A 22,447-nucleotide genomic window follows, 5' to 3' on the forward strand; every position below is an offset into this window, starting at 1 on the left:
CTTATAAAAGGCCACCAAGCAAAAGCGCGGTAGCCTATGTTACCCCAACATTTGACGTAGAACCTTTTTGTTGAGGTCGACTTTTTGAGGTGTGTGAGGTGTGTGCCAGGAACAAATCGCTTGAATTGTGCCTGGTATAGAATGCTTGAAATGTACCAGGCACAGATTACGGGAATTGTTCCAGGGACACATTGCGGGGACACATTGCGTTAATGTAGGATAAAGTTATTTACAAAAAAAGTAAGTTTGTCCACAAAGCGTGGGGATTTGTCCAGAAAACACAAGAAAGTGTCTAATAAACCTATGGAAGTGTCCGAAAAGTAAGAAAAATTGTCTAGAAAATCTAAAATTTTGTCCAGTAACCCTGTGAATAGGGAAAAAAGGCTTGTTTAAGTCCTCTTCGCATTTAATAAAAATCTCCTAAACAAAAAAAGTGTACAAGCATCAGCTTGCACACTCGATAATCTCTATTTATTTTTCATTAAATCCGAAAATGCATGAAATATTTCCATACATTGAAAAGATACTAAGCTTAAAGCCGTAATGGAAAAGAATCCAATCATTAAAAAACGTATCCAAAGCATCATAATAAGGACCTCCTTGATTTTTAGTTGTTTAAAAATCAAAGAGATTGGATTAAGAAGTTAGACTGATAGAATATCGGATTAAGTATTTTATTCTTTTTGGCAAAATACCATACAGGAAGCTGATGGAATAACAAAAGTAATTGGATTAAAATGATAACAAGTAAAGTAGAAAAGAATAATGTGAATATATACTTTTTGTCGTTATCATCCTTTAGAAGCAGTTCGCTTCCTAGGTCGTAAATTAAAATAGCATCAGCTGAATTTACTGGGTGTGTAGTTTTGACAGTACCATGATAACTGACAAGTAAGAAAGAAAAAAGAATAAACATCAGTAGGAATGTTAAGGCATTTTTTCTTCTCACCATTACACCCCCCTAAAAAATGAATACTACAATCATATGCTAAAAAACACGATTTGAAAACAAAAAAACTTTAGTAATGGAAAAAAGATTAGCTAATAAAAGAAAGAACTGTTAAAACAATCGAATGTGGGCAAAGTATCTGTCGAGTTTCCTATGTAGAGCATAGGGCACATACACTTTTTCGTATCAAGGTATAACAGGGAATTGTTGTTTGTAAGGTAGAAGAGCTTGCTGAGAAAATATACCTGAATCAATGAATGGAGTCTAAATCGTTTTTCTTTCTTTATGGCCAGCTTTCTGGATAATTTCTTTGGCTAGGCGAAAATACATGTCTGCTTCGGCCTTCGTTTCAGCCTTTTTGAGCATCGTCATGTAGTTTTGAAACCGAAGCTTATCAAGTGATGAGACTTTAATCACAATCTTTCTCATTATTCCTACTCCTTTATAGTGGACAAAGATGCGTCCAATTACTTATTCTGAATTTTCTGTAAATAATGTATAATAATAGTAAATCATTCCAGAGGGTGGCTGTTATGTCCTTAATTGAAGTGATCTTGTTACCGATGTTAATGGGTGGTCTTGGAGGCTTAGGACATGTTCTGGTATTTAAAAATGGTCATTTTACTTTCCCGCGAAAATTTGTCGATGATAAAGGGGATAAGCACTACATTTTTGGGTCATCTAAAGATATAATCATTGGAGTGTTGGCAGGTTACTTATCCGTTTTGCCGGTTATTGACACAGTGCCGATATGGTATTGCATCTACATTAGTTTATTATCAGGTATCGGAGGTAGTTCCGTTATAACAAGAAAAATTGAGCAAAATCTTGCGGTTACAAAAGCATCCTATATTCAAGAGCTTTCGCAATATCAGCTCGAGTCGACCTCTAAGGGAGGATCATCAAAACACGATGGGGTGAAACCGGTTGATGATGTCAAGCCAAAAGAGAATCAAGGTTGAATTGGCACCAGAGCTATACTCCAAGGTAAGTTTTTATCTGGAAAAACTTAAAGGTGCAGAAAGTGTTGTTGAGCTGAATCATTATTATAAGAAAATAAAAAGAATAATTGAAAGCTCTATTAATGATTAAGCTGACTAGTCAGGGTCAATACAAATAACAACCACAGTATTAATTAGGATAAACCTTCTACTGACATATTGGTCAGCTTTTTTTATGCTCAAATTTTCATTGGCAGGAAGCCTAAGTTAAGGAAAAACAACAAATCCCCATTACATCTAATAGACTTTTCTCTTCTGGTCTGAATGAAAAAGTGAGAAGGAGTAACCCTTATGTTTATTAATAAATGATACTAGAACAGTTCATTATTCTTATTATAGTATTGAACGAATCTGGAAACAATTAAATTTATTACAATTGGTAAGAGGATTTACTTGAAGAATAGGCAAAACATGAATATTCTTATAGGGAGAATAAAATTAAATGGGAGAGCTATTATTTGAACTTGACATTTGAATGACAGCTACAAATGTACCGTTAGTTTATCGTAGATAGAGAAAGTGGGAGTGGCTTGAACGATGATAAAAAGCTTTTGTCTTTTCCTTTCATCCGTTTTACTAGAAAGGGATCAAGCCCTCCCACCTGCTAGATAATAGGAGGAAGAATACATGAATTTAAACGACTGGTTTCAAAAAGGAATGTCTCCAGAAGCATACATGGAGAGCATGAGTGTAAATAAAGAAAATGTCCAAACTGTACTAAATGGTTTTACGATACCTGCAGGGGAAGAAACGGTGTTAAAAACGATTGTTGATAAAAACCTTAAGGTTATTGTATTAACAGAAGACTGGTGTGGAGATGCAATGGTAAACGTTCCAGTTCTATTGAAAGTCGCAGAAGAAGCAAATATGGAAGTGAGCCTACTTTTACGCGATCAAAACTTAGAGCTGATGGATCAATATTTAACCAATGGAACATCCCGTTCTATTCCTATTTTTATTTTTATTAATGAAGAGGGGCAGGAAGTTGCTGTGTGGGGGCCACGTGCACCAATGGTACAACAGCTTGTGAATGAGGAAAACGCTAAGCTTCCACCGAAAGACCATGAACTTTTTGAAGAAAAGCGTAAGGAAATGTTCGGGCGCCTTACATCCCAGTATGTAGGAAACGAAGAAATTTGGGAAGAAGTATACGAAAGTATTAAAACGACTCTATTAAACCAAGTTTTGCGATAAAAGTGGTTTTGAGAAAGTGCAGGAAAGTAAATACTGAGATGTTCATTACTATAGCTGAAGTCCGTACAAATGCGGTTAGGTAACAATGCAAGTAGAAATGGACAACTTGTTACTAGAAAGTAACGATATGACGTGCTGCTTATTTTGTTTTAGCCAGCACGTCATTTTTTATATAGGCTGTTTTCGTAAAGTTGATTGTCTGTGGGTAATGGACTGTTCCTTTCCGCTTCAGGCACTCGGTTTTTCTTTAGGAGTCAAGTGTCTTCTGTTTCCATTCACTCTAACTCTACTCCACGTTTTCACAATAATCCTTTAGGAAACAGCTTTTATATAAGAACGTAATATCTATTAAGCATACCTATAAAGTTACAAATTAAATTCAACATTAAGGAAGAATATATGTACTTTAAGGTCTATGTTTTGGTATCTATTTAGATGAAAATTTTATTTTTCTATTAGTTGGTTACTAGATAGATTAAGGATTTGATCTAGTTGTTGGCTGGCTTGGATGGTTTCTTTTGATGTTAAGCCATACCTTTTTGATACATAGACTAGTTTTTCTCTACTTTTCTCCACTAATACAGTAAACACTAAACATTTCATTCTTACCAACCTCCTGCTTTTAACCAACTTTTTTACTATATTAGGTCTTTTTATCCACTTTTGGAAGAGGAATTTACTGAAATGGAGAAATCCTGTATTATTATGTCAAAAAAGTAGTCATTTTTCCTATTTTTAGAGCAACAAATAATTTGATTGAAGGAGGGGGATTTATGGGAGCCCCTACTAGTATAAATATCTTATTTTTTGTAATTGGAGCTATTGTTACAAGTTTAGTATTCTTTATCAAAAATCGCAGAAGTAATAATAGATACTTACTTCCGCAGGATTATTATCAGTCTTTATTCACTAATTTTCCTCATTTAGTTTTTTCCGTTGACTTAGACGGGAAGGTAACAAGTAGTAATGAAAAAAGTCAGCACTTCTTTCATGCAAATGTGGAGGAGTTACTAGGTAAACCATACATGGAATTTTTTAAAAAAGAAGAACACGATTATTTATCATTTCAATTTCAAAAAGTAAAAAGTGGGGAATCCCGATATTTTACTGCTACTCTCCTTGGAAATGGGAATTCGTTAAATATTAATCTTGTTCCAATAATGGATAGCAAGGGGCAAATTCAGGGAGCATTTTTGATTGGCAAAGCCATGAAGGATTTAGCGAAATATGAAAAGAGAGTCCATAAAGCACAGGTGGAATTGCGAGATACGATTCGTCAGCAACAAGGCATGATATTTAAATTCATCAAACATGGAGATACATTTATCCATACGTTATGTGACGGTGAATTGCTTTATCGTATTGGTTTATCACCGAAAGAAGTTGTTGGTAAGCCTTTAGATGCCTTTTTCCCAAAGGATCAGGCAGAAAAGAAATTTCTTATCTATCAGGAAGCGTGGGAAGGGAATATTACGCAATATGAAGGCGACGTAAATGGAGTTCAATATTTAGCATCGTTACGACCTGTTATTAAGGGTGGTAAAACGGTAGAAGTCATTGGATCGAGTATTGATATTACACGGAAAAAAATGATAGAAGATGCACTTCGTCGAAAGGAGAATTTATATCGAACGGTTCTTAACACGATGTCGGAAGCAATATTTATCATGGATCATTCCTACTATATTACGAACTTGAATGAAAATGTTGAAAAGGTTCTTGGCTTGAAACAGGGACATTATACAGAGAGAACAGCGGGAGAGATGGGAGTTGAATTTGTAAAAGAAGATGGTTCCCCAATGCCTTTTACAGAGATACCTGCTATCTACACGTTGCAAACAGGGATTCCCCTTACTGGCTCGGTAGTGGGGGTCAAAATAAATGGGGTAATTAAGCAGTGGCTTTCTATTAATACAAGGCCAATTATTTTAAACGAGGAGGGAAAAATCGATGTACTCGCCTCCTTTATGGATATTACTTTAGAGAAGCAACAAGAGCTGAAGCTAAGAGAATCTAATACTATTCAAAAAACATTAATTAACAGTCTAAATGTTGGTATATTCCTTACTGATCGTAACCGACGACTTACTCTAGTAAATCAACGCTTCCGGGATATGTTCGGGATTAGTGAAGATTCCGATCCTCTCATTGGTATTGGGGAAGAGAAATCGGAAAGTATCTTCTATGCTAAACAAAGTTGGTCAAATGAAAAAGTCGAAGAACTAATCAATAAAGGTGTTCCAGACATAGAAGAAGTAAAATTTCTTAACGGTAGGTACTATATTAGAAATTATGTTCCGATAGCTAGTGATGATTACAATGGGCATCTTTGGACATTAGAAGATATAACTGAACGGAAGCAAATGGAAAGATCCATTTTAAAAGCAAAAGAAGAAGCAGAAAAAGCAAATAGGTCGAAGTCAGAGTTTTTATCAAAGATGAGCCATGAGCTTCGGACGCCTTTAAATGGGATACTTGGATTTGCTCAATTATTAGAACTTGACCGAAGTTTGCAGGAAAACCAACAGTCTTTTGTACAAGAAATTCTAAACGGTGGAAGACATTTACTAACGTTAATTAATGAAGTGTTGGATTTGTCTAGAATTGAAACTGGTAACCTACAAGTTTCACTCGAAATTATGGATCTTACTAGACAGATTAAGGAATGTGTAAATATGGTCCAACCATTGACTAAGAAGAAAAATATAACTATTCATTTACAATTGGTGGAGGAGCAACCGTTGTATGTTTTTGCTGATCCTTTACGTTTAAAACAAGTATTGCTTAATCTTTTAGATAATGCTATTAAATATAATCGGGAAAATGGAAGAGTAGATGTTTCCATTGAAACAGACGGTAATAGTGTCAGATTACACATTAAAGATACTGGCCAAGGTTTTTCTGAAAAGGAATACGGTCGAATATTTACTCCTTTCTACAGAATTATAGGTACGAAGGAGCAAGGGGTGGGAATTGGGCTACCCTTAGTAAAACAATTAGTACAGTTAATGGGAGGCTCTGTAGGGGTAACGAGTATACAAGGGGAAGGTAGTGACTTTTGGATAAGTCTTCCCGTCGACGCTAGTAGCCAAAAACTGCTCCCTGAAGGAACCGGTAGTCAAGGTGAAAATACTAATCAAGAGGATGAAAAAGATTTAAATATCCTGTATATAGAAGACAATGAATCTAACTTACACTTAGTGAGAGAAATATTTAAATTACGTCCAGGTTACCAACTATTTTCTGCTCGCACAGGAGAGGAGGGAATAACAGTAGCATCGGCGGAAGCGATTGATTTAATCCTTCTAGATATAAGCCTTCCCGATATGACTGGTTACCAAGTAATAGAGAGGCTAAAGTCGAAGGAATATACAATGGAAGTGCCTGTGATTGGGTTAAGTGCGAATGCAATGCCTACCGATATTGAAAAAGCAGTTCAGCTTGGTTTCGACCAATATATTGCGAAGCCATTAAATGTAAACGAATTGATGTTTAAGATACAGAAGGTGTTAGGAACATACTAAAAATATAAATGAATAAAAAAGTAATAAAGAAAATCTCTGAATCATTAGGAGATTTTCTTTTTTTGTGGGTAGAATCTCCACAAAGTTGCCTGCTAGAGAGTACTAACTATTTGTCTAGTAAACCTTATATTTTATCCGAAAAGTCTAGGGAAGTGTCCAATAAACATTCTGAGAAAGTGTGAGCTTAATCAGTTTTTTTATGACGAATTCTCTTTATAATCTTCGTATTCCAACTCTCCATTTTAGTATAGATAGTACTAATTATTAGAATAAAGTTATTTTCCACCTCTTGTAAATTTTGTCGTATTAGGTCCCTTTTTTTACTCAATCTACCAGTTTTGAGACGTATTATGTTCTTTTATGCGTTTAAGATGCCCTAACTTGCCTAGACAGGATAATAGTCCTATATGTATATTTTATATATAAAATAAGAAAAAAGTGGACGAAACAGTATAAAAACGCTTCGAATGTAAAGAACGTATCACTACTCTAAAGCAAAAAGGTTTTCCAATTATTTTAGAAGAAGTTGAAAAAGAAAATAGATTTAGCATAGGTAAAACGATTAAATATCCCCATAGTAAAAGGAATTAAGATTTGCAATTGATGAGAACGACGGGGTTTCCATATTAGCAGAGCTTCAGGGAAATAGGATGCCTCAAACGAGAGAATGAGACAAAACATTCCGCGTTTGACCATCGTACTGCTACCTGAAGCTTTTGTATCTGAGGGATATTGTCGTCTGAGGAAAGGAAGTGGTTATTATTAAAGCAATGATCAAAAATTTGCTTCCTATCAAACAAAAAAATAAAAGAACGCATATAAGCATAGGCCCTGCTACGGTAGCACGTAAGAAGCCGGATGATCTACATGCAAAGTATTCTTTTACAAGTGTACAAGCAAGAGCGGTTGCTGGATTTATTGCTAGCAAACTTTCTAGTGCTGTAGGAAAAGCGACAGGAGAGTCTGACCGCTTATTCTATCAATCTTTTAAAGAGGAAAAGGGAGAAGAATCTTCTTTTCTAAACTTAAGTAAACAACTGGTTTATTGGATACAAGAAAGAGATGATGTTCTCGGGAATATAGAACAATTAGATATCTCTCCTCAAACGAAATGGGAATTAACAAATATTTATAAAGAAGATGCCTGTTATTTACACGAGGTATTAAAAAATGAGAAATCGAAATCCTGCTCTACATTAGTAGATAGACAGAAACAACTAGAAACAAATACAGAATGGGATATATACCGAGATGTTATTTATGCTGTAACAAACAAGAAGCTGTTATTATCTACTCCGGAAGAAATTAATCAACTTTCATTTGGCGAAATAGTCTACATGGGAGAAATAAAAGAAAGAGCGGATATCCCAAATAGTAGAAAAGAAATCCGGGAGACTCTTGAACAGATGCAAGTAGGAACTAGAAATATGATGAACTGGCTACTTGCGATTTCGGAAGTTATTACAAATATTATCAAGCACGCTGAAGAAGGAAGCGTAATAGTAAAACGTGATAATAACCAAGTGTACGTTATTGTAGAGGATCGTGGACCGGGATTTGATTTGAAAAACCTGCCTAGTATGACGTTAATGGCGGGGTATTCAACGAAAAAATCAATGGGACAAGGCTTTCACCTTATGCTGAAAATGACCAAACAAATAATTTTATCAAATAATGAAAGAGGATCAACGATTATTCTCAAATTTACTAAAAAAGAGGATGAACTACAAGGTAAGGTCCATGCAAACCCTTTGCAACAGGCGTCAAGTGATTTTGGACAGATAAAAGACAGGGGGGGAGAGGATAAGTGATAAATGGAAATATTAAGACCTTAAGAAGACAGTTCTTACTAAAGATATTATCGATTTTAGTCATTATTACCATCGTATCTGGTGTAATACAGTTATATTTTATGAACGAGCAAATTTCTTCCCAAGTAAGTAATGAGGCAGAAATTCTCGCAAATAATATCGTAAGTAATTTAGAGGAAACAAGTACTGCTGCAGAAATAATTGAGCAGCAGATTGATACAGAACTAGTTTCGTATTCTAAGCGTATAGCCGAGTTACTTAAGGAGAAACAACCGAATCAAGTTACCAACGAGTACCTGAAAGTAATAAAAGAAGAAGTTGGGGTTGCAGGAATCACTATTTTTAAAGAAAACGATTTAAAAGATGATATTGTCGGTGTCTATGCGACAGAAGAAGAAGAGATTGGTTTTGGCCTCAAAGAGGTTGGTCTCTTTGAGATGGGGAAGCAACTACTTACTAATAAAAACCCTAATCTTTCGGGAGCTACATTTACAAATACCAATACTGTCATTTTACCGATTTCCCAATCAGCCTCGCATAAAAATGAAGCAGTCTATTTCAAATACGCCTATTATCATGTACCAAATTCGGATTATATTATTAATCCATATATGGAAGCGAATGAAGTGAGTCTGTATATGGAGAAAGTCGGACCTCAAGAACGTGTGGACCAAATAAGAAAAATGAATAAAGTGGTGGAGGAAGTTGCTGTTCTGAATCCAAAAGTTTTTCAAGATCCGACTTTAGAAAATGACTTTTTTCCACCCATGAAGAAAGTAGAGGCCGGAGATTTTACATTACAAACTTCAAAAGATCTTGATTTCTTGAAAAAAGATCCAAATAGAAAGTTTACACATATAGAAAAAATTGATGGACGAAAGTATTACAAAATGTTTTTACCAATCAACGAGTCTCAAGTCGTTTATTTGTCTCTAGATTACGGAAGTATAAGTAAGCCGCTTTATAGCCATTCGATTATTCTTATCGTAACGGGAGCAATTTCTTTATTAGTACTATTTCTTTTTGGGGCAGGTTTCTTTAACCGAATCTATGAAAATATTCAACGAATTAGAAGCCAAGTCCATTTACTAGAAGCAGGTAATTTAACTGCAAATAGTAAAGTAAATGACGGAGGGGAATTGCAGAAACTGTCCGAGAGCGCAAATAGAATGGTGGTTACACTGCGTCAAACGATTAAAGATACAAGTGAACAAGCTATGAATATTCAAAGGTTATCCCTTCTTTTAGAAGCAGATGCTGCCCAATCAATAGAAAAAATCTATTCGATTTCCTCAGAGGCGACAATTAATACAAGGGAACAGTTATTTGAAATTATTGATTTTCTAGATAAAGTAAATAACTATCTTCAACATCAAAAAAACGATCCGTTAGCAGTAGAACTAGTGGAAAAAATAGAAACAATGAAGGAATTGGCAAAAGAGCGGACAGCAGCTACAACCGATATAACGATATCCCTTTTTGATGTACTTCAATCGTTACATTTGCAATCAAGTGAAATGTCTATGATCGCCAATACGCTTCTCCAGTATATGAACAAATTTAAACTATAGAAAGGATGGTACTCAAATGTTATTATCCATTGAAAAAAATCTACAGGCAAGTTCGATAATATTTTATGTGCAAGGAATCCTTGATTTTTCAACGGTTAATGAATTTTTAAAGTCTTTTAATGAACTTGAAAACACCGAACACCTCATATTAGATCTATCACAATTAGAATTCATTGACTCGACGGGAGTAGGGGCTATAATAGAACTCTTTTATCTGTCACAAGAAAATGACTGGAATATTAATCTACAAGGAATAAATGAGGTGACATATGACATTTTCGATACCATTGGGTTGTTTAAAATCTTAGAAGCGGTTCAAGGGGAGGTGGTTTGATGTATTTAGATGGTTTTACTTACATTCATCCCACTCCAACAGGTAGGAATAACGACCAAGCAGTGGATAAGACATTAGAAAGAGAAATTAATTTGGCACGGAATATCCAAACAAAACTATTGAATGGTCCACCTCCGCAAATGGAGGGTGGAGAAATTAAAGGATCTTCTCTTCCAGCAAGGTTAATAGGAGGCGATTATTATGATTTCTATCCACTCCTTAATGGGAAGATTCGTATTGTGATCGGGGATGTAATGGGGAAGGGGATACCTGCAGCGATGTTAATGATTTTGACTAGGGGGGCCTTCCGAAGTGCAGCGGAAAGCACGAAGGGACCAGGTGAGACATTAACAGCCATGAATCAGGCAATATGTGCAGATTTACGATCATTAAAATCATTCGTTACGCTATTTTGTGCTGATTGGGACCCTTCTACGGGAGTGCTAACTTATGCCAATGCAGGTCATGTTCTACCACTTCATATCAGTGGCAAGGAAGGAACGGTGCAAGAGATTCCAAAAGTTAAAGGTATTATGGTCGGTGGGTTACTTGGTCAAAAATATGAAGAAAGAACTATTCAAGTCCAGGAAGAGGATTTGGTTTTCTTTTATACAGATGGAATTATTGAAGCAATGAACGAAAATCGCGAGCAGTACCAAACAGATCGGCTAGTTCAAACCCTTTTAGAGAACCATCATGAAAAAGTGGAAGAGATAGAGAAGCGTGTCATGCAATCTGTTCAGGATTTTACAGAAGGTGTTTCACAAAGGGATGATATTACGATGGTTTTACTAAAAGTAAATGAGGATAAGAGTGACATTTCAAGTTTTAATTCTCCGGTTCTAACGTAAAGGAGCAGATTTAGTATGGCACAGTCTATTGTTTCTAAAGGGAAAAATGTCATAGATGCTGTAAACATTGGGTTGGGGATATTAGGAGCAGAAAAAGACGATGTTTCCATCGAAATTATTCAGCAGGAATCGAAGAATTTTTTTCGCTCTAAACCAGCGGTCGTTAAACTAACAAAAAATGAGAATGAGAAAGAAACTAGCCCGCCATTAGAGGAAGTTATTGCAGAAGAATTAACTTCTAGAATCTTGGAGCAATCAATTGAGCCAGAAAAGAATATCACGAAGGAAAAAGAGCAACCCAATTTTCTAGCTAGTATGCAGACAGAAGGGAAAGTTTGGGTGGAAGGTGGACAACTAGTCAGCAAACCTTCTCCAATGGAATACCCAACAATTACAGTGGGAAAAGGAATTAATCTGTATAGAAATGGCGAACGAATAGAAGGTTCTGTAGTCGTAACAAAAGATGTGAAATTTGAAATTCATACGGAAGATGAAATCATCGAAACGATATGGAATATGGAAATGGACTCTCAAAAGCTAACGGTTACGCTGCATGTCGAGCCTGGTAAGAAAATTAGCAGATATGTAAAAGATACGAAGCCGGAGAGCCATCTTTTTTTAGAAGCTCACGAAGAAGTGGAATGGCAAAACACCCTAACATACGAGGATGTCTTACTAAAGTTGGAATCATTAAAGGTTATTCACGGATTTCATCATACAGAAATCATGAAAGCGATTGAGACAAAAGAAGTTGGTAGTTTTATCATTGCAAAAGGGAAAGAGTCGACAGAAGGACAAAATGGCTACATAGAATTAAAGTCTGACGTTGATTTGAAAGAAGAAGGACCTAAAATACTAGAAAACGGAAATGTGGATTATCGGGAGTTAAAATATATACCTACTGTAAGCAAAGGGCAAGTGATTGCAGTTATTCATCCACCTACCCCTGGGCTCCCAGGTGTCACGGTAACGAACGAGCTGTTACCAGCTAAACAGACCTACCCTTTGATTGTACGTACTGAAAAAGGCGTGTTATTGATGGAAAACGACACCAAGATTGTGGCAATGAAACCTGGCAGGCCGATGATCGAGCAATCAAGCCAATTAGTAAAGGTTTCTATTATGGATAAAATGATTCATCATGAGGATGTAGATATATCAACAGGAAACATACGTTTTAACGGTGATGTTGATATTCTCGGTAATGTCACCAGTGAAATGAAAGTCGAAGCAACTGGAATGGTTACCGTTACAAAAAATGTTGATATGGCGACAATAAATGCGAAGGACTCGATTATCATCCATCGTAATATAATTGGTAGTTCCATTTCTTCTGGAAAAGATAATTTATTTATTTCCGAATTACTTCTCTTAGTAGACGAGCTTGAACAAGATGTTACGAAACTAATTCAATCAATAGATCAATTGAGTAAAGTTCCTGCATTAAAATTAAGTGATTATGAAAGCAAAGGATTGCTTCCACTAATTAAATTATTATTGGAAAAGAGATTCCAAAACATTCCATCGATAGTGAAACAATTCAAAGAAGTTATAACGAAAGGGAAAGGGTGGTTAGACAAGGAGTGGGAAGAGCTTGCTGTGCATTTACGTGACTGCTTTTTATCTACTATGCCTAGTAAATGGCATACCTTTGAACAACTTCAAGCTCTTTTATCTATTATGCAACAGTTCCAATCTAACTATAGACTAGTGAATAACGAAAAGAATTTTATCGAATTATTATATGCTCTAAATAGTTCTATTTATTGTAGTGGAGACGTGACTATATTTGGACAAGGGTGTTTTAATACAAAAATACAATCAGGTGGAAATGTGAAAATCAATGGGGTTTTAAGAGGTGGAGTAGTATACGCAAGACTAGGTGCTTTTATAAAAGAAGCAGGCGCTGTAGCAGGTGTGAGTACACGCATTATCGTTCCAGCTGATCAAAAAATAATGATAGACTTAGCAAGAGAAGGAACAATTATCCAAATTGGGAAATTTTCTCACGCCTTTGACCAGGATATCCATCATATTGAAGCGACGTTAGATGAAAATGGTAGAATAAGCTTTAGTTCTGACTTTGAGGAGAGGTATTTACATGTTTAAATATGAGATGATGATGGCAGAAGAGAAAAAGGTAACCATTTTCTTCGAAGGAGACTTAGACATAGAAGTAACAGAAATGATGGAACAGGAAATCATTCCAGCTTTACTTGCCTTTGAGAAAATAACTATTGACCTTTCCCACGTTTCTTTCGTCGATTCAACAGGAATTGGATTACTAATTAATTTAATAGATACGATTAAAAATCATGATAACGCTATTTCTGTTACGATTTCGAATGTGCAGGCACAAGTGAAGGCTATTTTTGATATCATTCAACTGCCACAAATAGTAGGGGAAAACGTGTTTATTTAACTCAAGCTATCGACAAAGAGGCTGTCCCTAAGGGCAGCCTCTTTGTCTGTATAATCTTCCTTACATTTGCGGTGCGAGTTCCCTGTTATCGGGGGAAATACGGTGAGTGGGAATATCTACTTTTTAAATAGAAAAGGAGATAGTTCCCATTTTGCCTAGTACAAGAATGATTCACCTACTCATCCAAGAGGCAAAGGGATCTATCCCCTAATTTTTTCTGAAGAAAGACACTCGCTAATCCAACAAAATGGCTCAGTAGATGTAAGCGATCAGTAGAAACTATAGCTTAATTCGTATAATCATCTCTTGTAATTCCTCCGCCATGTTCGCTAGAGCGGAAGAAGAAGCGGTTATTTCTTCCATTGAGGCTAGCTGTTCTTCAGTAGCTGCTGATACATTTTGAGTACCAGATGCTGCTGTTTCAGCGACTTCGCTTACGACAACCATTGATTGGTTGACTTGTTCTGCTCCGATTTTCAATTCTTTTACTGCAGCTGAAACACTGTTGATTTGGGTTGCGACTTCGTGTATTGAATTCTCAATTTTTCCAAATGAGCCGCCTGCTTCTTGAACAACACCAAGACCAGTTTTAACGGCAGTACTAGTTGTTGTCATTGACTCAAGTGTATGATCATTTTCTTTTTGGATAATGGAGATTAAGCTTGCTATCTGCTCTGCTGAGTCTGCTGATTGTTCTGCTAGTTTTCTAACTTCATCAGCTACTACAGAAAATCCTCTGCCATGCTCGCCTGCCCGTGCTGCTTCAATGGCCGCATTTAATGCTAACAAATTAGTCTGAGCAGCAATATCCGTAATGACCTCATTAATTTTACCGATTTCTTTTGAACGTTCATTTAGTGCCACAACTGTATGGGATAAACCATTTACGTTTTCATTAATAGCATTCATTTGTTGCATCACTTTTTCTATTGCCTCGTTTCCTTCTTTAGACACTTCTGTCGTCTGTAAAACTGTTGAAGAGGCTGTTTCTGCATTCATGGCAATTTGTTCCGTGTGGTTAGTTATTTCTTTAATGGATTGATAACTTTCCTCTATACTACGAACTTGGCTCTCCGATCCGGTAGCCAGTTCTTGAATAGTAGTAGAGATATGTTCACTCGCTTTACTGCTTTGCTCTGCGCTTGCACTAAGTTCCTCAGAAGAAGCTGCTACCTGTTGAGAAGTTTCACTGACAGTTTTAATAATGCTACGTAAACCTTCTATCATGCTATTAAAAGATGTAGTTAATAAGCCAATTTCATCTTTTGATTGATAAGTTCCATTTACCGTAAAGTCTCCTTTTTCAGCTTTAGCGAGTAAACTCTTTATTTCTTGTAAAGGCTTTACAATCATATTAGAAATTAATATTCCAAGAATACTAGAAACAATTAGTGCTACAAGAATAAAAGAGATTAACATGGTAGTTGCTGTTTTTAAATCATCTTTATTTTGCTTGTTTATTTTTGCGACGTACTCTGTATTAAGTGTTTTTAAATCATCAAGCAGTTCCGTTGCAATAATTCTTTTTTCTCTAACTTCTGTTAAATAGAGGCTATACGCTTCACTATTTTTATTCTGTTGGGCTAAATCGATGACTTTTTTTCTATTAGCACGTAGTTCAACCAAATTTTGTTTATAGGTTTGGAGTGTTTCTTTTTCTTTGGATTGCAAATCAATTTTCTCGTATTTGCTAATCAATTGATCAATTTTTTCTGTACTTTGCTTTATATTATCCAGTAGTTCTTTATTTCTTGCTGGGTCCGTGGCACTCATTAACTCTAATGTATTAGCGTCAAGAGCTCGGTTATGTGTTAGAATTTCTCCTAACCATTGTGTCGGAATCAAAAGGTCTTTATACATCGTTTCTGACTTTTTAGCCATTTCATTCGTATAATAATAGCCAATAAACCCTATAACACTTAAAAAAAGTGCACTAGTAATAATTAATAGATATAACTTTCGAGAAATTTTCAAGTTGCGTAATAATTGCATGTTTAATCTCCTTCATTCTTCTAAAATACTTCAGTGTATTGCGATGTATTCATTTTGTAAATGGTTTTGAAAATCATCGGATGAGACTGGTTTGCTATAGAGGTACCCTTGAATATAGTGGCAATTTTGGTCTCGAAGAAAGTTAAGTTGTTCTTTCGTTTCAACACCTTCCGCTATGACACTCATATTTAATCCTTTTGCAAGATAAATGATTGACTTTGTAATAGCCGCGTCACTTGTCAGTAAATCTTGTATAAAAAAACGATCAATTTTAATTGTGTCGACTTTAAATTGCTTTAAATAGATTAAGGAAGAGTAACCTGTTCCAAAGTCATCCAATGCCAAACGGACACCGAGTTTTTTAATCTCTTCGATACGGTTAATGATAACTTGTTCATTTTTAATTAAGGTACTTTCGGTAATTTCCAACTCAATATAGGAAGGGTTTATTTTTGTCTCAATCAATATTTGGTTAATCATCTCTTTAAAATCATTCCGGAGTAACCTCTTTGCTGAAATATTTACAGAAATAGGTACGAGTGGCAACCCGTGCTGTCTCCATTGGTTCATCTGATGACATGCAGTTTGTAACGTCCAGTCCGTAATTTCCAAAATAAATCCGTTTTCTTCTGCCAACGGAATAAATTCTGAAGGTGGGATGATCCCCAATTCAGGGTGTGCCCATCGAATTAACGCCTCTGCACTTTTAATCATATTGGTATTTGCATCAACAATTGGCTGATAGACAAGAAAAAATTCCTGATTAGAAATTGCTTTTCGCAGGTCTTTCTCTAGCTTGAATACTCGGTGGGCTTCCATGCTCATAGATGGACTGTAAACTTTAACAATATTCCGTCCTAGCTTTTTGGCACGATTTAATGCAACATCCGTATTACTTAATAGAGCTTCACTTGTTTTTCCATCATGTGGATACATGCTAATTCCGATACTTGCCGTAACATATAACTCATAATTATCAATAATAAAGAGCTCTTGGAGGCTTTGGGTAATGGTCTCGGCAAGTTTTACAGGAGCATCTATATCATGGACATTAGGGAGAAGAATGCAAAATTCATCGCCAACCATTCTAGCTACAACCCCTTTTTCCCTAACACATTCTGTAAGTCGAAAGGCAATTTGTTTTATTAATTGATCACCGACAGCACGACCAAATGAGTCATTTATTTGTCTAAATCGGTCCATATCGATAAGAAGTAGTGCAAAAGCTTCTAAAGAGTCTTCTAATTTCTGAATTTGGGATTCGATTCTTTTTTCTAATGTTACTCTATTGGGTAATCCTGTTATGTCGTCAAGAAATGCCAATTTATTTATCTTATCTTCTATCTGTTTTTTCTCTGTAATATCAGAGATAATTCCATCTAATCGAATGAGTTCATTTTTTTCATTGAGAACTGGAATAGTCCTTTCCTGAATCCATTTTTCTTCTCCATTTCTACATAAAATTTTATATTGCATGTTTGTATCTTGCCCAGACAGTACTTTTTGGTAATTAATATAGAAATGGTCAATATATAATGGATGAATTAAATCAGTCCAAGATAGTTGGTAATTCAAGAATAGATCAGCCGGAAAGCCAGTTATGTTTTCTATTGCATTTGAACAGAAAATCCATTCTTCCATATTTGCATCCATCGACCAAATAGCGGTGTCAAGTGAATGATAAAATGTCTCAAACGGCTGTTCTTTTTCCAGTAGTAATTTCTCTGTTTTTTTGATTTTTGATATATCCAAAACTGTACCAATAATTCGAATTGAGTTACCATTTTCATCTACAATGATGTTGGCTTGTTCTCGGATTGTTTTAATGACACTATTTTTGTCTACAATTCGATATTCGATAGAGTAGCTTTTACTTTGGTGTAAAGCATTCTTGATGGCTTGATCATAATAGGATTGGTCATCAGGGTGAATAAATGTTAAAAGTGTTTCATAGGTAGGAACAAAGCTATTATCATTGTTTATGTCGAATATTGTAAACACTTGATCGGACCAAAATGTTTCATCCTCTACCACATCATAATCAAAACAGCCGATAGTAGATAGCAACTGATCCATAGTAGAACTTGTGTAGACAGAATCGATATCTTTCATCATGAGTGTAGAATGGAGATTCGAACTATCCTTTCGAATAGGCTTACTTTTTATGTTTTCTTTGATATCCATTGGTATTTCCCCCTATCAAACAATCTAACTTTTGAAGCAGTTATAAAGGTAATTGTCATTCCTAAGGTGTAGTGAATGAATAGTATTTAATGTTTTATGAGTGTTATCAACAATTTTTCTTCTTATTTATCATAAATTTCCGGTGCTTTCTATTCAATATAGTAGTCGTTAAATGTCGAATATATAGCACGAACAGGAGTGTATTAGGGTTAAAAAGTCCTATATTTATCAAAAAAATTTTTATTTATTACAAATAATGACTAATTTTATACTTGGATTGTGAAAAAGGTTATATAATAATGGTAAATAATAGTGTTAATTAATTTAATGGATGAAATAAACGGGTCATTTGTAGTGTGTTTATCACAATGTAACTATTTGTACTTTTCATCATAAAAGGGGAAAATAGTGGTAGCAGGAAACATAAACTTAATGTCGATTATAGGCTGTTCAAGGGTTCAGAAAATAACGAGTTGAATGTATAAGTAAAAACAACAATCTATGCGAAAAGAGCCTTTATATAACATTAACAGGCGATAAAACCTAGATTGGTTGAAAATTCACCTTATAGAGGTGCGGTTTTTCCGTTTTTTTACAGAGGAAGAAGCCGATTTGATTTGATAAAATGGTCATAAGAGATGTGTTTTATGCTACTGGATTAGTGGGATAATAGCAGAGAAAACGGCGGTTAAGCCAATAATTAAGCTTATGTGTGAAAAGGCCTTCAATTTTATTTCCCACATTATTCCCACCTTTTAAGTTTAAAAGAGCATGAGCTTCAGTTGACTAATACTATACAACATATTGAGATAAGCATTTTTAATAGCATAGAGTAGGTCGTTTTTGACCAAAAGATTCCTGCCGCTGGTACAAGGAGGGGGGAAATTATGAATCAAATAAAACTATTATTGGCAGACGATAATCAGGAGTCGCTTGAAGTACTGGAACATTTTATTGAGAATATTCAAGGCGGCTTTCAAGTGGTTGGGAAATGTAATGATGGTGAGCAGCTAATTGATTTAGTCATGCGGTTAAAACCGGATTTAGTTATAACGGATATTAATATGCCTAAAAAGAATGGTATTGAGGCAATGAAAGAATGTTTAAGCTTTTATCCCACATTGCAGGTTATTTTTATTACAGGCTATGAAGAATACGCAGTAGAGGCATTTCGGTTGCATGCCATTGATTATGTTGTTAAACCATACGAAAAAACTAGATTATATCAAGCATTAGAGAAAGCAAGAGAAATAATTACCTATACTCAAAAAGAAAAACGCTATGAAAAGATAAAGAATTTACCTATTAAACAGAAGAATTGTACGTATTTTGTTCCACTTGATGAAATATTTTTTATTGAAAAATCAGAGAAAAAGTGTTTAGTTTATACGGAAAAGCAGGTTTTTGAAACAAGTGAAAGCATTTCAAAAATACTAGAAAAATTGGATAACCACTTTTTCCTAGCTCATCGTTCTTATATTATTAATTTACAGAAAGTATCTCATATAGTTCCGCAAAAAGAGTCCTATGTTTCCTATTTCTATGATTTTGATATGAATGCCAGTGTTTCTAAATTGAAAATAAATGAAATGAGAGAAAGGATGGCTGCTTTTTTGCAAGAATAAGGTTGGGACCATCTGAATTTTTTGCAGAAAGAGAGGGATGTATAGGTTGGAAAACTTAAAAGTCGTGATTGCGGATGATGACTCCCCCTCTAGAATGATTTTGTTCCATTTTACTGAAATGTTTCCTGGAGTGAAGATGGTGGGAGAAGCAGAAAATGGAGAAGATTTGATTAAAACAGTGATGGAAAAAAGACCCGATATCATTCTTGTTGATATCAATATGCCAGGTATAAATGGCGTCGAAGCAGTTAAAATGTGTAGGGAAATAAATCCTACTATTCAAGTAATCTTTACTACTGGCTATGATGAATATGCAGTAGAGGCTTATAGCATGTCGGTAGTTGATTATTTGGTAAAGCCGATAGAGCGCACAAGGCTATTTGTTGCATTAGATAAGGCCAAGCAAGCGATTGAAAGAAGACTCGATAGGAATAAAAACAAAGCACCAAGAAAACTAGTGGTTAAATCCCAAAACTTTCATATATTCCTATTAATGGAGGATATTCTATTTATCGAGAAAGAAGGTAGAAAATCAGTTATCCATACAAAAAATGAGCGGTATGAAACGACGGAATCGTTGCAAGAAATAGAGGAAAGGTTACCAGATTACTTTTTTAAAACTCATCGGTCTTACATTGTTAATTTGAAAAAGGTCTATAGAATAGAGTCTTCTGGTGAAACGTTCCTAGCATATTTTCATGATTGCGATAAGATCTCCTACATCTCTAAACTAAAAATAAATGAAGTGCAGGATATATTGAATGCTTAATGGGACTACCTATTTTCTTCGCGAGTTGTGCGAGCCGCTTGCGCTTTTCGGATTGTCTAGCTCCAGCGGCTAACTCGCTGTGAAAAAGAGGAAATCCCCTAAAGGCAAAAAGCGCCTTTTGGGTATTTCCCTATTTTCTTCGCGAGTTGTGCGAGCCGCTTGCGCTTTTCGGATTGTCTAGCTCCAGCGGCTAGCTCGCTGTGAAAAAGAGGAAATCCCCTAAAGGCAAAAAGCGCCTTTTGGGTATTTCCCTATTTTCTTCGCGAGCTGAACGAGCCGCTTGCGCTTTTCTAATTGTCTAGCTCCAGCGGCTAACTCGCTGTGAAAAAGAGGAAATCCCCTAAAGGCAAAAAGCGCCTTTCGGGTATTTCCCTATTTTCTTCGCGAGCTGAACAAGCCGCTTGCGCTTTTCGGATTGGAATCGATTCCCTATTCACGAATGACGTAATTCGCGGTATTATGATTAGTGATAGGGGGTTCCAAGAATGATACATCAAAAGACTAATGCTATAGTTATAGAGACATTAGAGAAGTTTCCCCATAAAGTTCATATTAAGCTCGGTAAAATTCTAAGAGACAGAGGTATGACTCAAGGAGATCTTCACCGTTTGACTGGTCTTAGAGTGGCAACGATCAACGAATTAGTTAATTTTAAAAAGAAATCATTGACTGTTGCACACCTTATTGCAATCATGGTTGCTCTTCGAATTACGGATATTCGTGATTTGATTGAAATTGAATTCGACGCAGAAGTCATTTCCTATTTCAATGAAGAGAATAAAATTATGAACAATGGATTTACACCGGACTTATTGAAAACTTCTGAACAAAATGTCAGAAGATTAGTAGCAGGAGCACATGCAGGGGTACACAACTAACGATTACAACGACCGATAACTATATTGGTCGTTTTTTTTATGCTTTAAAGGAATGGGGGACGGACCTCGAATTTCGAGGTCCGTCCCCCATTCCTTTAAAGTGTTAAATTCCAACATTGGTTGAGTAAAAAAGCAGGAATTTATTGTTGGTAGGCAGAATTGTTAGAGAGATGACATCAAATTTTAACTGCGAATTTTGATAAAATCACTTATGATAGAGAGAGAGTAAATGGAGGTTAACTTTAATAATGTTGTTTTCCATTACTTTTTTAGTAGCTTAAATGTTAGAGGTAAAAGATGTGGTAATAGGGAAATTTTCTCTATTCGTTCATTATCTGCCTTATAGAAAGAGTGATAGAATGCAAGAAATAAGGCGCTACACGGAATATTTAAATATGGATATAGAAACACCAACTTTAAATTATTTGCAAAGACTTATCCAGCAACATTTGGTACGGATTCCGTATGAGACGTTTAGCAAGTTTTATTATTATTCCTATGGAGAGAAACGGGTACCTTCTTTATCTACCTTCGTAGATAATTTGTATGATAAAGGATGGGGAGGAACTTGCTTTACACTTAATATTAATTTTGGAAGACTCTTAAAAAGTTTAGGCTTTGATTGTCAATTTGTCCGTGTCCAACCTGGGCATTTGGGATTGATGATTACGCTAGATGATCACCGTTATTATGTTGATGTTGGATATGGGTCACCGATTATGAAACCGGTCGAGTTAGAGGCACGAAAGCGTCACCTTCTTCATGGGTTTGGGGAAGAGATTATTTTTACGCAAAAAGATCGTTTCTTATTTGAAATAAATCGTCGTTCTAATGGTAAAACATTTGTAACGAAAGAAATCGAATGGAGGCCGCTTGAGGAAGAGGACTTGATCGCAGATATTGATTCTTCCTATTTAGATACTGATGAAAATGTTACGATGAGAAGAATTACTGCTGTTCGTTTTCAAGGTAACCAATGCTATTTTTTACGCAATGAGACATTGAAGGTAATGACCTATCGCAATATTAGAGAATACCAAATGCGGGATATTCAACGCTGGAAAGATATTGTTCAAGAAGTCTATCAATTTCAAAACGCATCACTTGATGACACGCTTCACTTCCTTAAACAACGAAATGTCACTTTGTTCAACTAAAACCGTCTAGAGGTATAACATCCTTGGACGGTTTTTTGATGTGGTGGAAATGCTAGAATTAGAGGCTGCTTTGGCACTGACCTTGCTGTAGGTGGTTACTGAGTGTAATGTGTCCGGGTCCGGGGTGCCAGACCCAAAAGAAGTGTAATGTGTCCGGGTCCGGGGTGCCAGACCCCAAAGGAGTG

The 22,447-nt window shown here is 35.7% G+C and carries 18 protein-coding genes; 13 read left to right on the plus strand and 5 right to left on the minus strand.

Features of this window, described 5'->3' with window-relative positions:
* Window positions 1-622: 622 nt before the first annotated feature.
* Window positions 623-952 (minus strand): hypothetical protein, encoded by a 330-nt coding sequence (locus ACFSUL_RS09060; RefSeq protein ID WP_377934679.1) that lies wholly within the window; start codon window positions 950-952, stop codon window positions 623-625.
* Between the two features lie 261 nt (window positions 953-1,213).
* A complete protein-coding gene (locus ACFSUL_RS09065; RefSeq protein WP_377934681.1) occupies window positions 1,214-1,378 on the minus strand; it encodes a hypothetical protein in 165 nt (54 codons plus the stop codon).
* Window positions 1,379-1,482: 104 nt separating this feature from the next.
* Here ACFSUL_RS09065 and ACFSUL_RS09070 point away from each other — a divergent pair, with 104 nt between their 5' ends.
* The gene (locus ACFSUL_RS09070) at window positions 1,483-1,911 is read left to right on the plus strand and encodes a DUF4257 domain-containing protein (RefSeq protein WP_071414156.1); all 429 of its coding nucleotides are present in this window, start codon (window positions 1,483-1,485) and stop codon (window positions 1,909-1,911) included.
* 666 nt (window positions 1,912-2,577) lie between these two features.
* Window positions 2,578-3,144: a thioredoxin family protein gene (locus ACFSUL_RS09075; protein ID WP_377934684.1), complete on the plus strand. Its 567-nt coding sequence runs from the start codon at window positions 2,578-2,580 to the stop codon at window positions 3,142-3,144.
* Window positions 3,145-3,588: 444 nt separating this feature from the next.
* Here ACFSUL_RS09075 and ACFSUL_RS09080 read toward each other — a convergent pair whose 3' ends face one another.
* A complete protein-coding gene (locus tag ACFSUL_RS09080; RefSeq protein WP_084778664.1) occupies window positions 3,589-3,747 on the minus strand; it encodes an aspartyl-phosphate phosphatase Spo0E family protein in 159 nt (52 codons plus the stop codon).
* 170 nt (window positions 3,748-3,917) lie between these two features.
* Here ACFSUL_RS09080 and ACFSUL_RS09085 point away from each other — a divergent pair, with 170 nt between their 5' ends.
* From ACFSUL_RS09085 to ACFSUL_RS09115, 7 genes are all read left to right on the plus strand, one after another.
* Window positions 3,918-6,668, plus strand: a complete 2,751-nt coding sequence (locus tag ACFSUL_RS09085; protein WP_377934687.1) for a PAS domain-containing hybrid sensor histidine kinase/response regulator — start codon at window positions 3,918-3,920, stop codon at window positions 6,666-6,668.
* 752 nt (window positions 6,669-7,420) lie between these two features.
* Window positions 7,421-8,479: an ATP-binding protein gene (locus tag ACFSUL_RS09090; protein WP_377934689.1), complete on the plus strand. Its 1,059-nt coding sequence runs from the start codon at window positions 7,421-7,423 to the stop codon at window positions 8,477-8,479.
* Window positions 8,476-10,050 carry a methyl-accepting chemotaxis protein gene (locus ACFSUL_RS09095; RefSeq protein WP_377934691.1) on the plus strand — a complete coding sequence of 525 codons (1,575 nt, stop codon included), beginning with the start codon at window positions 8,476-8,478 and terminating at the stop codon, window positions 10,048-10,050. The genes ACFSUL_RS09090 and ACFSUL_RS09095 overlap by 4 nt, the downstream gene beginning before the upstream one ends.
* A gap of 16 nt (window positions 10,051-10,066) precedes the next feature.
* A complete protein-coding gene (locus ACFSUL_RS09100) occupies window positions 10,067-10,384 on the plus strand; it encodes an STAS domain-containing protein (protein WP_377934693.1) in 318 nt (105 codons plus the stop codon).
* Window positions 10,384-11,235, plus strand: coding sequence for a PP2C family protein-serine/threonine phosphatase (locus ACFSUL_RS09105; protein WP_377934695.1), 852 nt, complete (start codon window positions 10,384-10,386; stop codon window positions 11,233-11,235). Before ACFSUL_RS09100 ends, ACFSUL_RS09105 begins: the two co-directional genes overlap by 1 nt.
* 15 nt (window positions 11,236-11,250) lie before the next feature.
* Window positions 11,251-13,344 (plus strand): flagellar assembly protein A, encoded by a 2,094-nt coding sequence (locus ACFSUL_RS09110; RefSeq protein WP_377934697.1) that lies wholly within the window; start codon window positions 11,251-11,253, stop codon window positions 13,342-13,344.
* Window positions 13,337-13,657 (plus strand): STAS domain-containing protein, encoded by a 321-nt coding sequence (locus tag ACFSUL_RS09115; RefSeq protein WP_071414164.1) that lies wholly within the window; start codon window positions 13,337-13,339, stop codon window positions 13,655-13,657. The genes ACFSUL_RS09110 and ACFSUL_RS09115 overlap by 8 nt, the downstream gene beginning before the upstream one ends.
* A 279-nt stretch (window positions 13,658-13,936) precedes the next feature.
* Here the strand turns inward: ACFSUL_RS09115 and ACFSUL_RS21370 are convergent, their stop codons facing one another.
* Window positions 13,937-15,649, minus strand: coding sequence for a methyl-accepting chemotaxis protein (locus ACFSUL_RS21370; protein ID WP_449237061.1), 1,713 nt, complete (start codon window positions 15,647-15,649; stop codon window positions 13,937-13,939).
* Between the two features lie 30 nt (window positions 15,650-15,679).
* Window positions 15,680-17,833 (minus strand): bifunctional diguanylate cyclase/phosphodiesterase, encoded by a 2,154-nt coding sequence (locus tag ACFSUL_RS09130; protein WP_377934700.1) that lies wholly within the window; start codon window positions 17,831-17,833, stop codon window positions 15,680-15,682.
* An 887-nt stretch (window positions 17,834-18,720) separates the two neighbouring features.
* Here ACFSUL_RS09130 and ACFSUL_RS09135 point away from each other — a divergent pair.
* The 4 genes from ACFSUL_RS09135 (at window position 18,721) to ACFSUL_RS09150 (ending at window position 22,262) form a co-directional block, all read left to right on the plus strand.
* Window positions 18,721-19,458, plus strand: coding sequence for a LytR/AlgR family response regulator transcription factor (locus ACFSUL_RS09135; protein ID WP_377934702.1), 738 nt, complete (start codon window positions 18,721-18,723; stop codon window positions 19,456-19,458).
* Between the two features lie 46 nt (window positions 19,459-19,504).
* Window positions 19,505-20,227: a LytR/AlgR family response regulator transcription factor gene (locus ACFSUL_RS09140; protein ID WP_377934704.1), complete on the plus strand. Its 723-nt coding sequence runs from the start codon at window positions 19,505-19,507 to the stop codon at window positions 20,225-20,227.
* A gap of 485 nt (window positions 20,228-20,712) precedes the next feature.
* Window positions 20,713-21,105, plus strand: a complete 393-nt coding sequence (locus ACFSUL_RS09145; protein ID WP_377934707.1) for a helix-turn-helix domain-containing protein — start codon at window positions 20,713-20,715, stop codon at window positions 21,103-21,105.
* Window positions 21,106-21,464: 359 nt separating this feature from the next.
* Window positions 21,465-22,262: an arylamine N-acetyltransferase gene (locus ACFSUL_RS09150; protein WP_377934709.1), complete on the plus strand. Its 798-nt coding sequence runs from the start codon at window positions 21,465-21,467 to the stop codon at window positions 22,260-22,262.
* Window positions 22,263-22,447 lie beyond the last annotated feature (185 nt).

Source organism: Bacillus seohaeanensis (assembly GCF_042684945.1).
GTDB lineage: Bacteria > Bacillota > Bacilli > Bacillales > Bacillaceae_B > Rossellomorea > Rossellomorea seohaeanensis.

What these genes read in the sequence shown, in the direction of transcription:
- ACFSUL_RS09100 (WP_377934693.1), top strand. Translation starts at nt 10,067, where the DNA reads ATGTTATTATCCATTGAAAAAAATCTACAGGCAAGTTCGATAATATTT.
- ACFSUL_RS09075 (WP_377934684.1), top strand. Translation starts at nt 2,578, where the DNA reads ATGAATTTAAACGACTGGTTTCAAAAAGGAATGTCTCCAGAAGCATAC.
- ACFSUL_RS09115 (WP_071414164.1), top strand. Translation starts at nt 13,337, where the DNA reads ATGTTTAAATATGAGATGATGATGGCAGAAGAGAAAAAGGTAACCATT.
- ACFSUL_RS09085 (WP_377934687.1), top strand. Translation starts at nt 3,918, where the DNA reads ATGGGAGCCCCTACTAGTATAAATATCTTATTTTTTGTAATTGGAGCT.
- ACFSUL_RS09105 (WP_377934695.1), top strand. Translation starts at nt 10,384, where the DNA reads ATGTATTTAGATGGTTTTACTTACATTCATCCCACTCCAACAGGTAGG.
- ACFSUL_RS21370 (WP_449237061.1), bottom strand. Translation starts at nt 15,649, where the DNA reads ATGCAATTATTACGCAACTTGAAAATTTCTCGAAAGTTATATCTATTA.
- ACFSUL_RS09070 (WP_071414156.1), top strand. Translation starts at nt 1,483, where the DNA reads ATGTCCTTAATTGAAGTGATCTTGTTACCGATGTTAATGGGTGGTCTT.
- ACFSUL_RS09135 (WP_377934702.1), top strand. Translation starts at nt 18,721, where the DNA reads ATGAATCAAATAAAACTATTATTGGCAGACGATAATCAGGAGTCGCTT.
- ACFSUL_RS09065 (WP_377934681.1), bottom strand. Translation starts at nt 1,378, where the DNA reads ATGAGAAAGATTGTGATTAAAGTCTCATCACTTGATAAGCTTCGGTTT.
- ACFSUL_RS09060 (WP_377934679.1), bottom strand. Translation starts at nt 952, where the DNA reads ATGGTGAGAAGAAAAAATGCCTTAACATTCCTACTGATGTTTATTCTT.
- ACFSUL_RS09145 (WP_377934707.1), top strand. Translation starts at nt 20,713, where the DNA reads ATGATACATCAAAAGACTAATGCTATAGTTATAGAGACATTAGAGAAG.
- ACFSUL_RS09150 (WP_377934709.1), top strand. Translation starts at nt 21,465, where the DNA reads ATGCAAGAAATAAGGCGCTACACGGAATATTTAAATATGGATATAGAA.
- ACFSUL_RS09080 (WP_084778664.1), bottom strand. Translation starts at nt 3,747, where the DNA reads ATGAAATGTTTAGTGTTTACTGTATTAGTGGAGAAAAGTAGAGAAAAA.
- ACFSUL_RS09130 (WP_377934700.1), bottom strand. Translation starts at nt 17,833, where the DNA reads ATGGATATCAAAGAAAACATAAAAAGTAAGCCTATTCGAAAGGATAGT.
- ACFSUL_RS09110 (WP_377934697.1), top strand. Translation starts at nt 11,251, where the DNA reads ATGGCACAGTCTATTGTTTCTAAAGGGAAAAATGTCATAGATGCTGTA.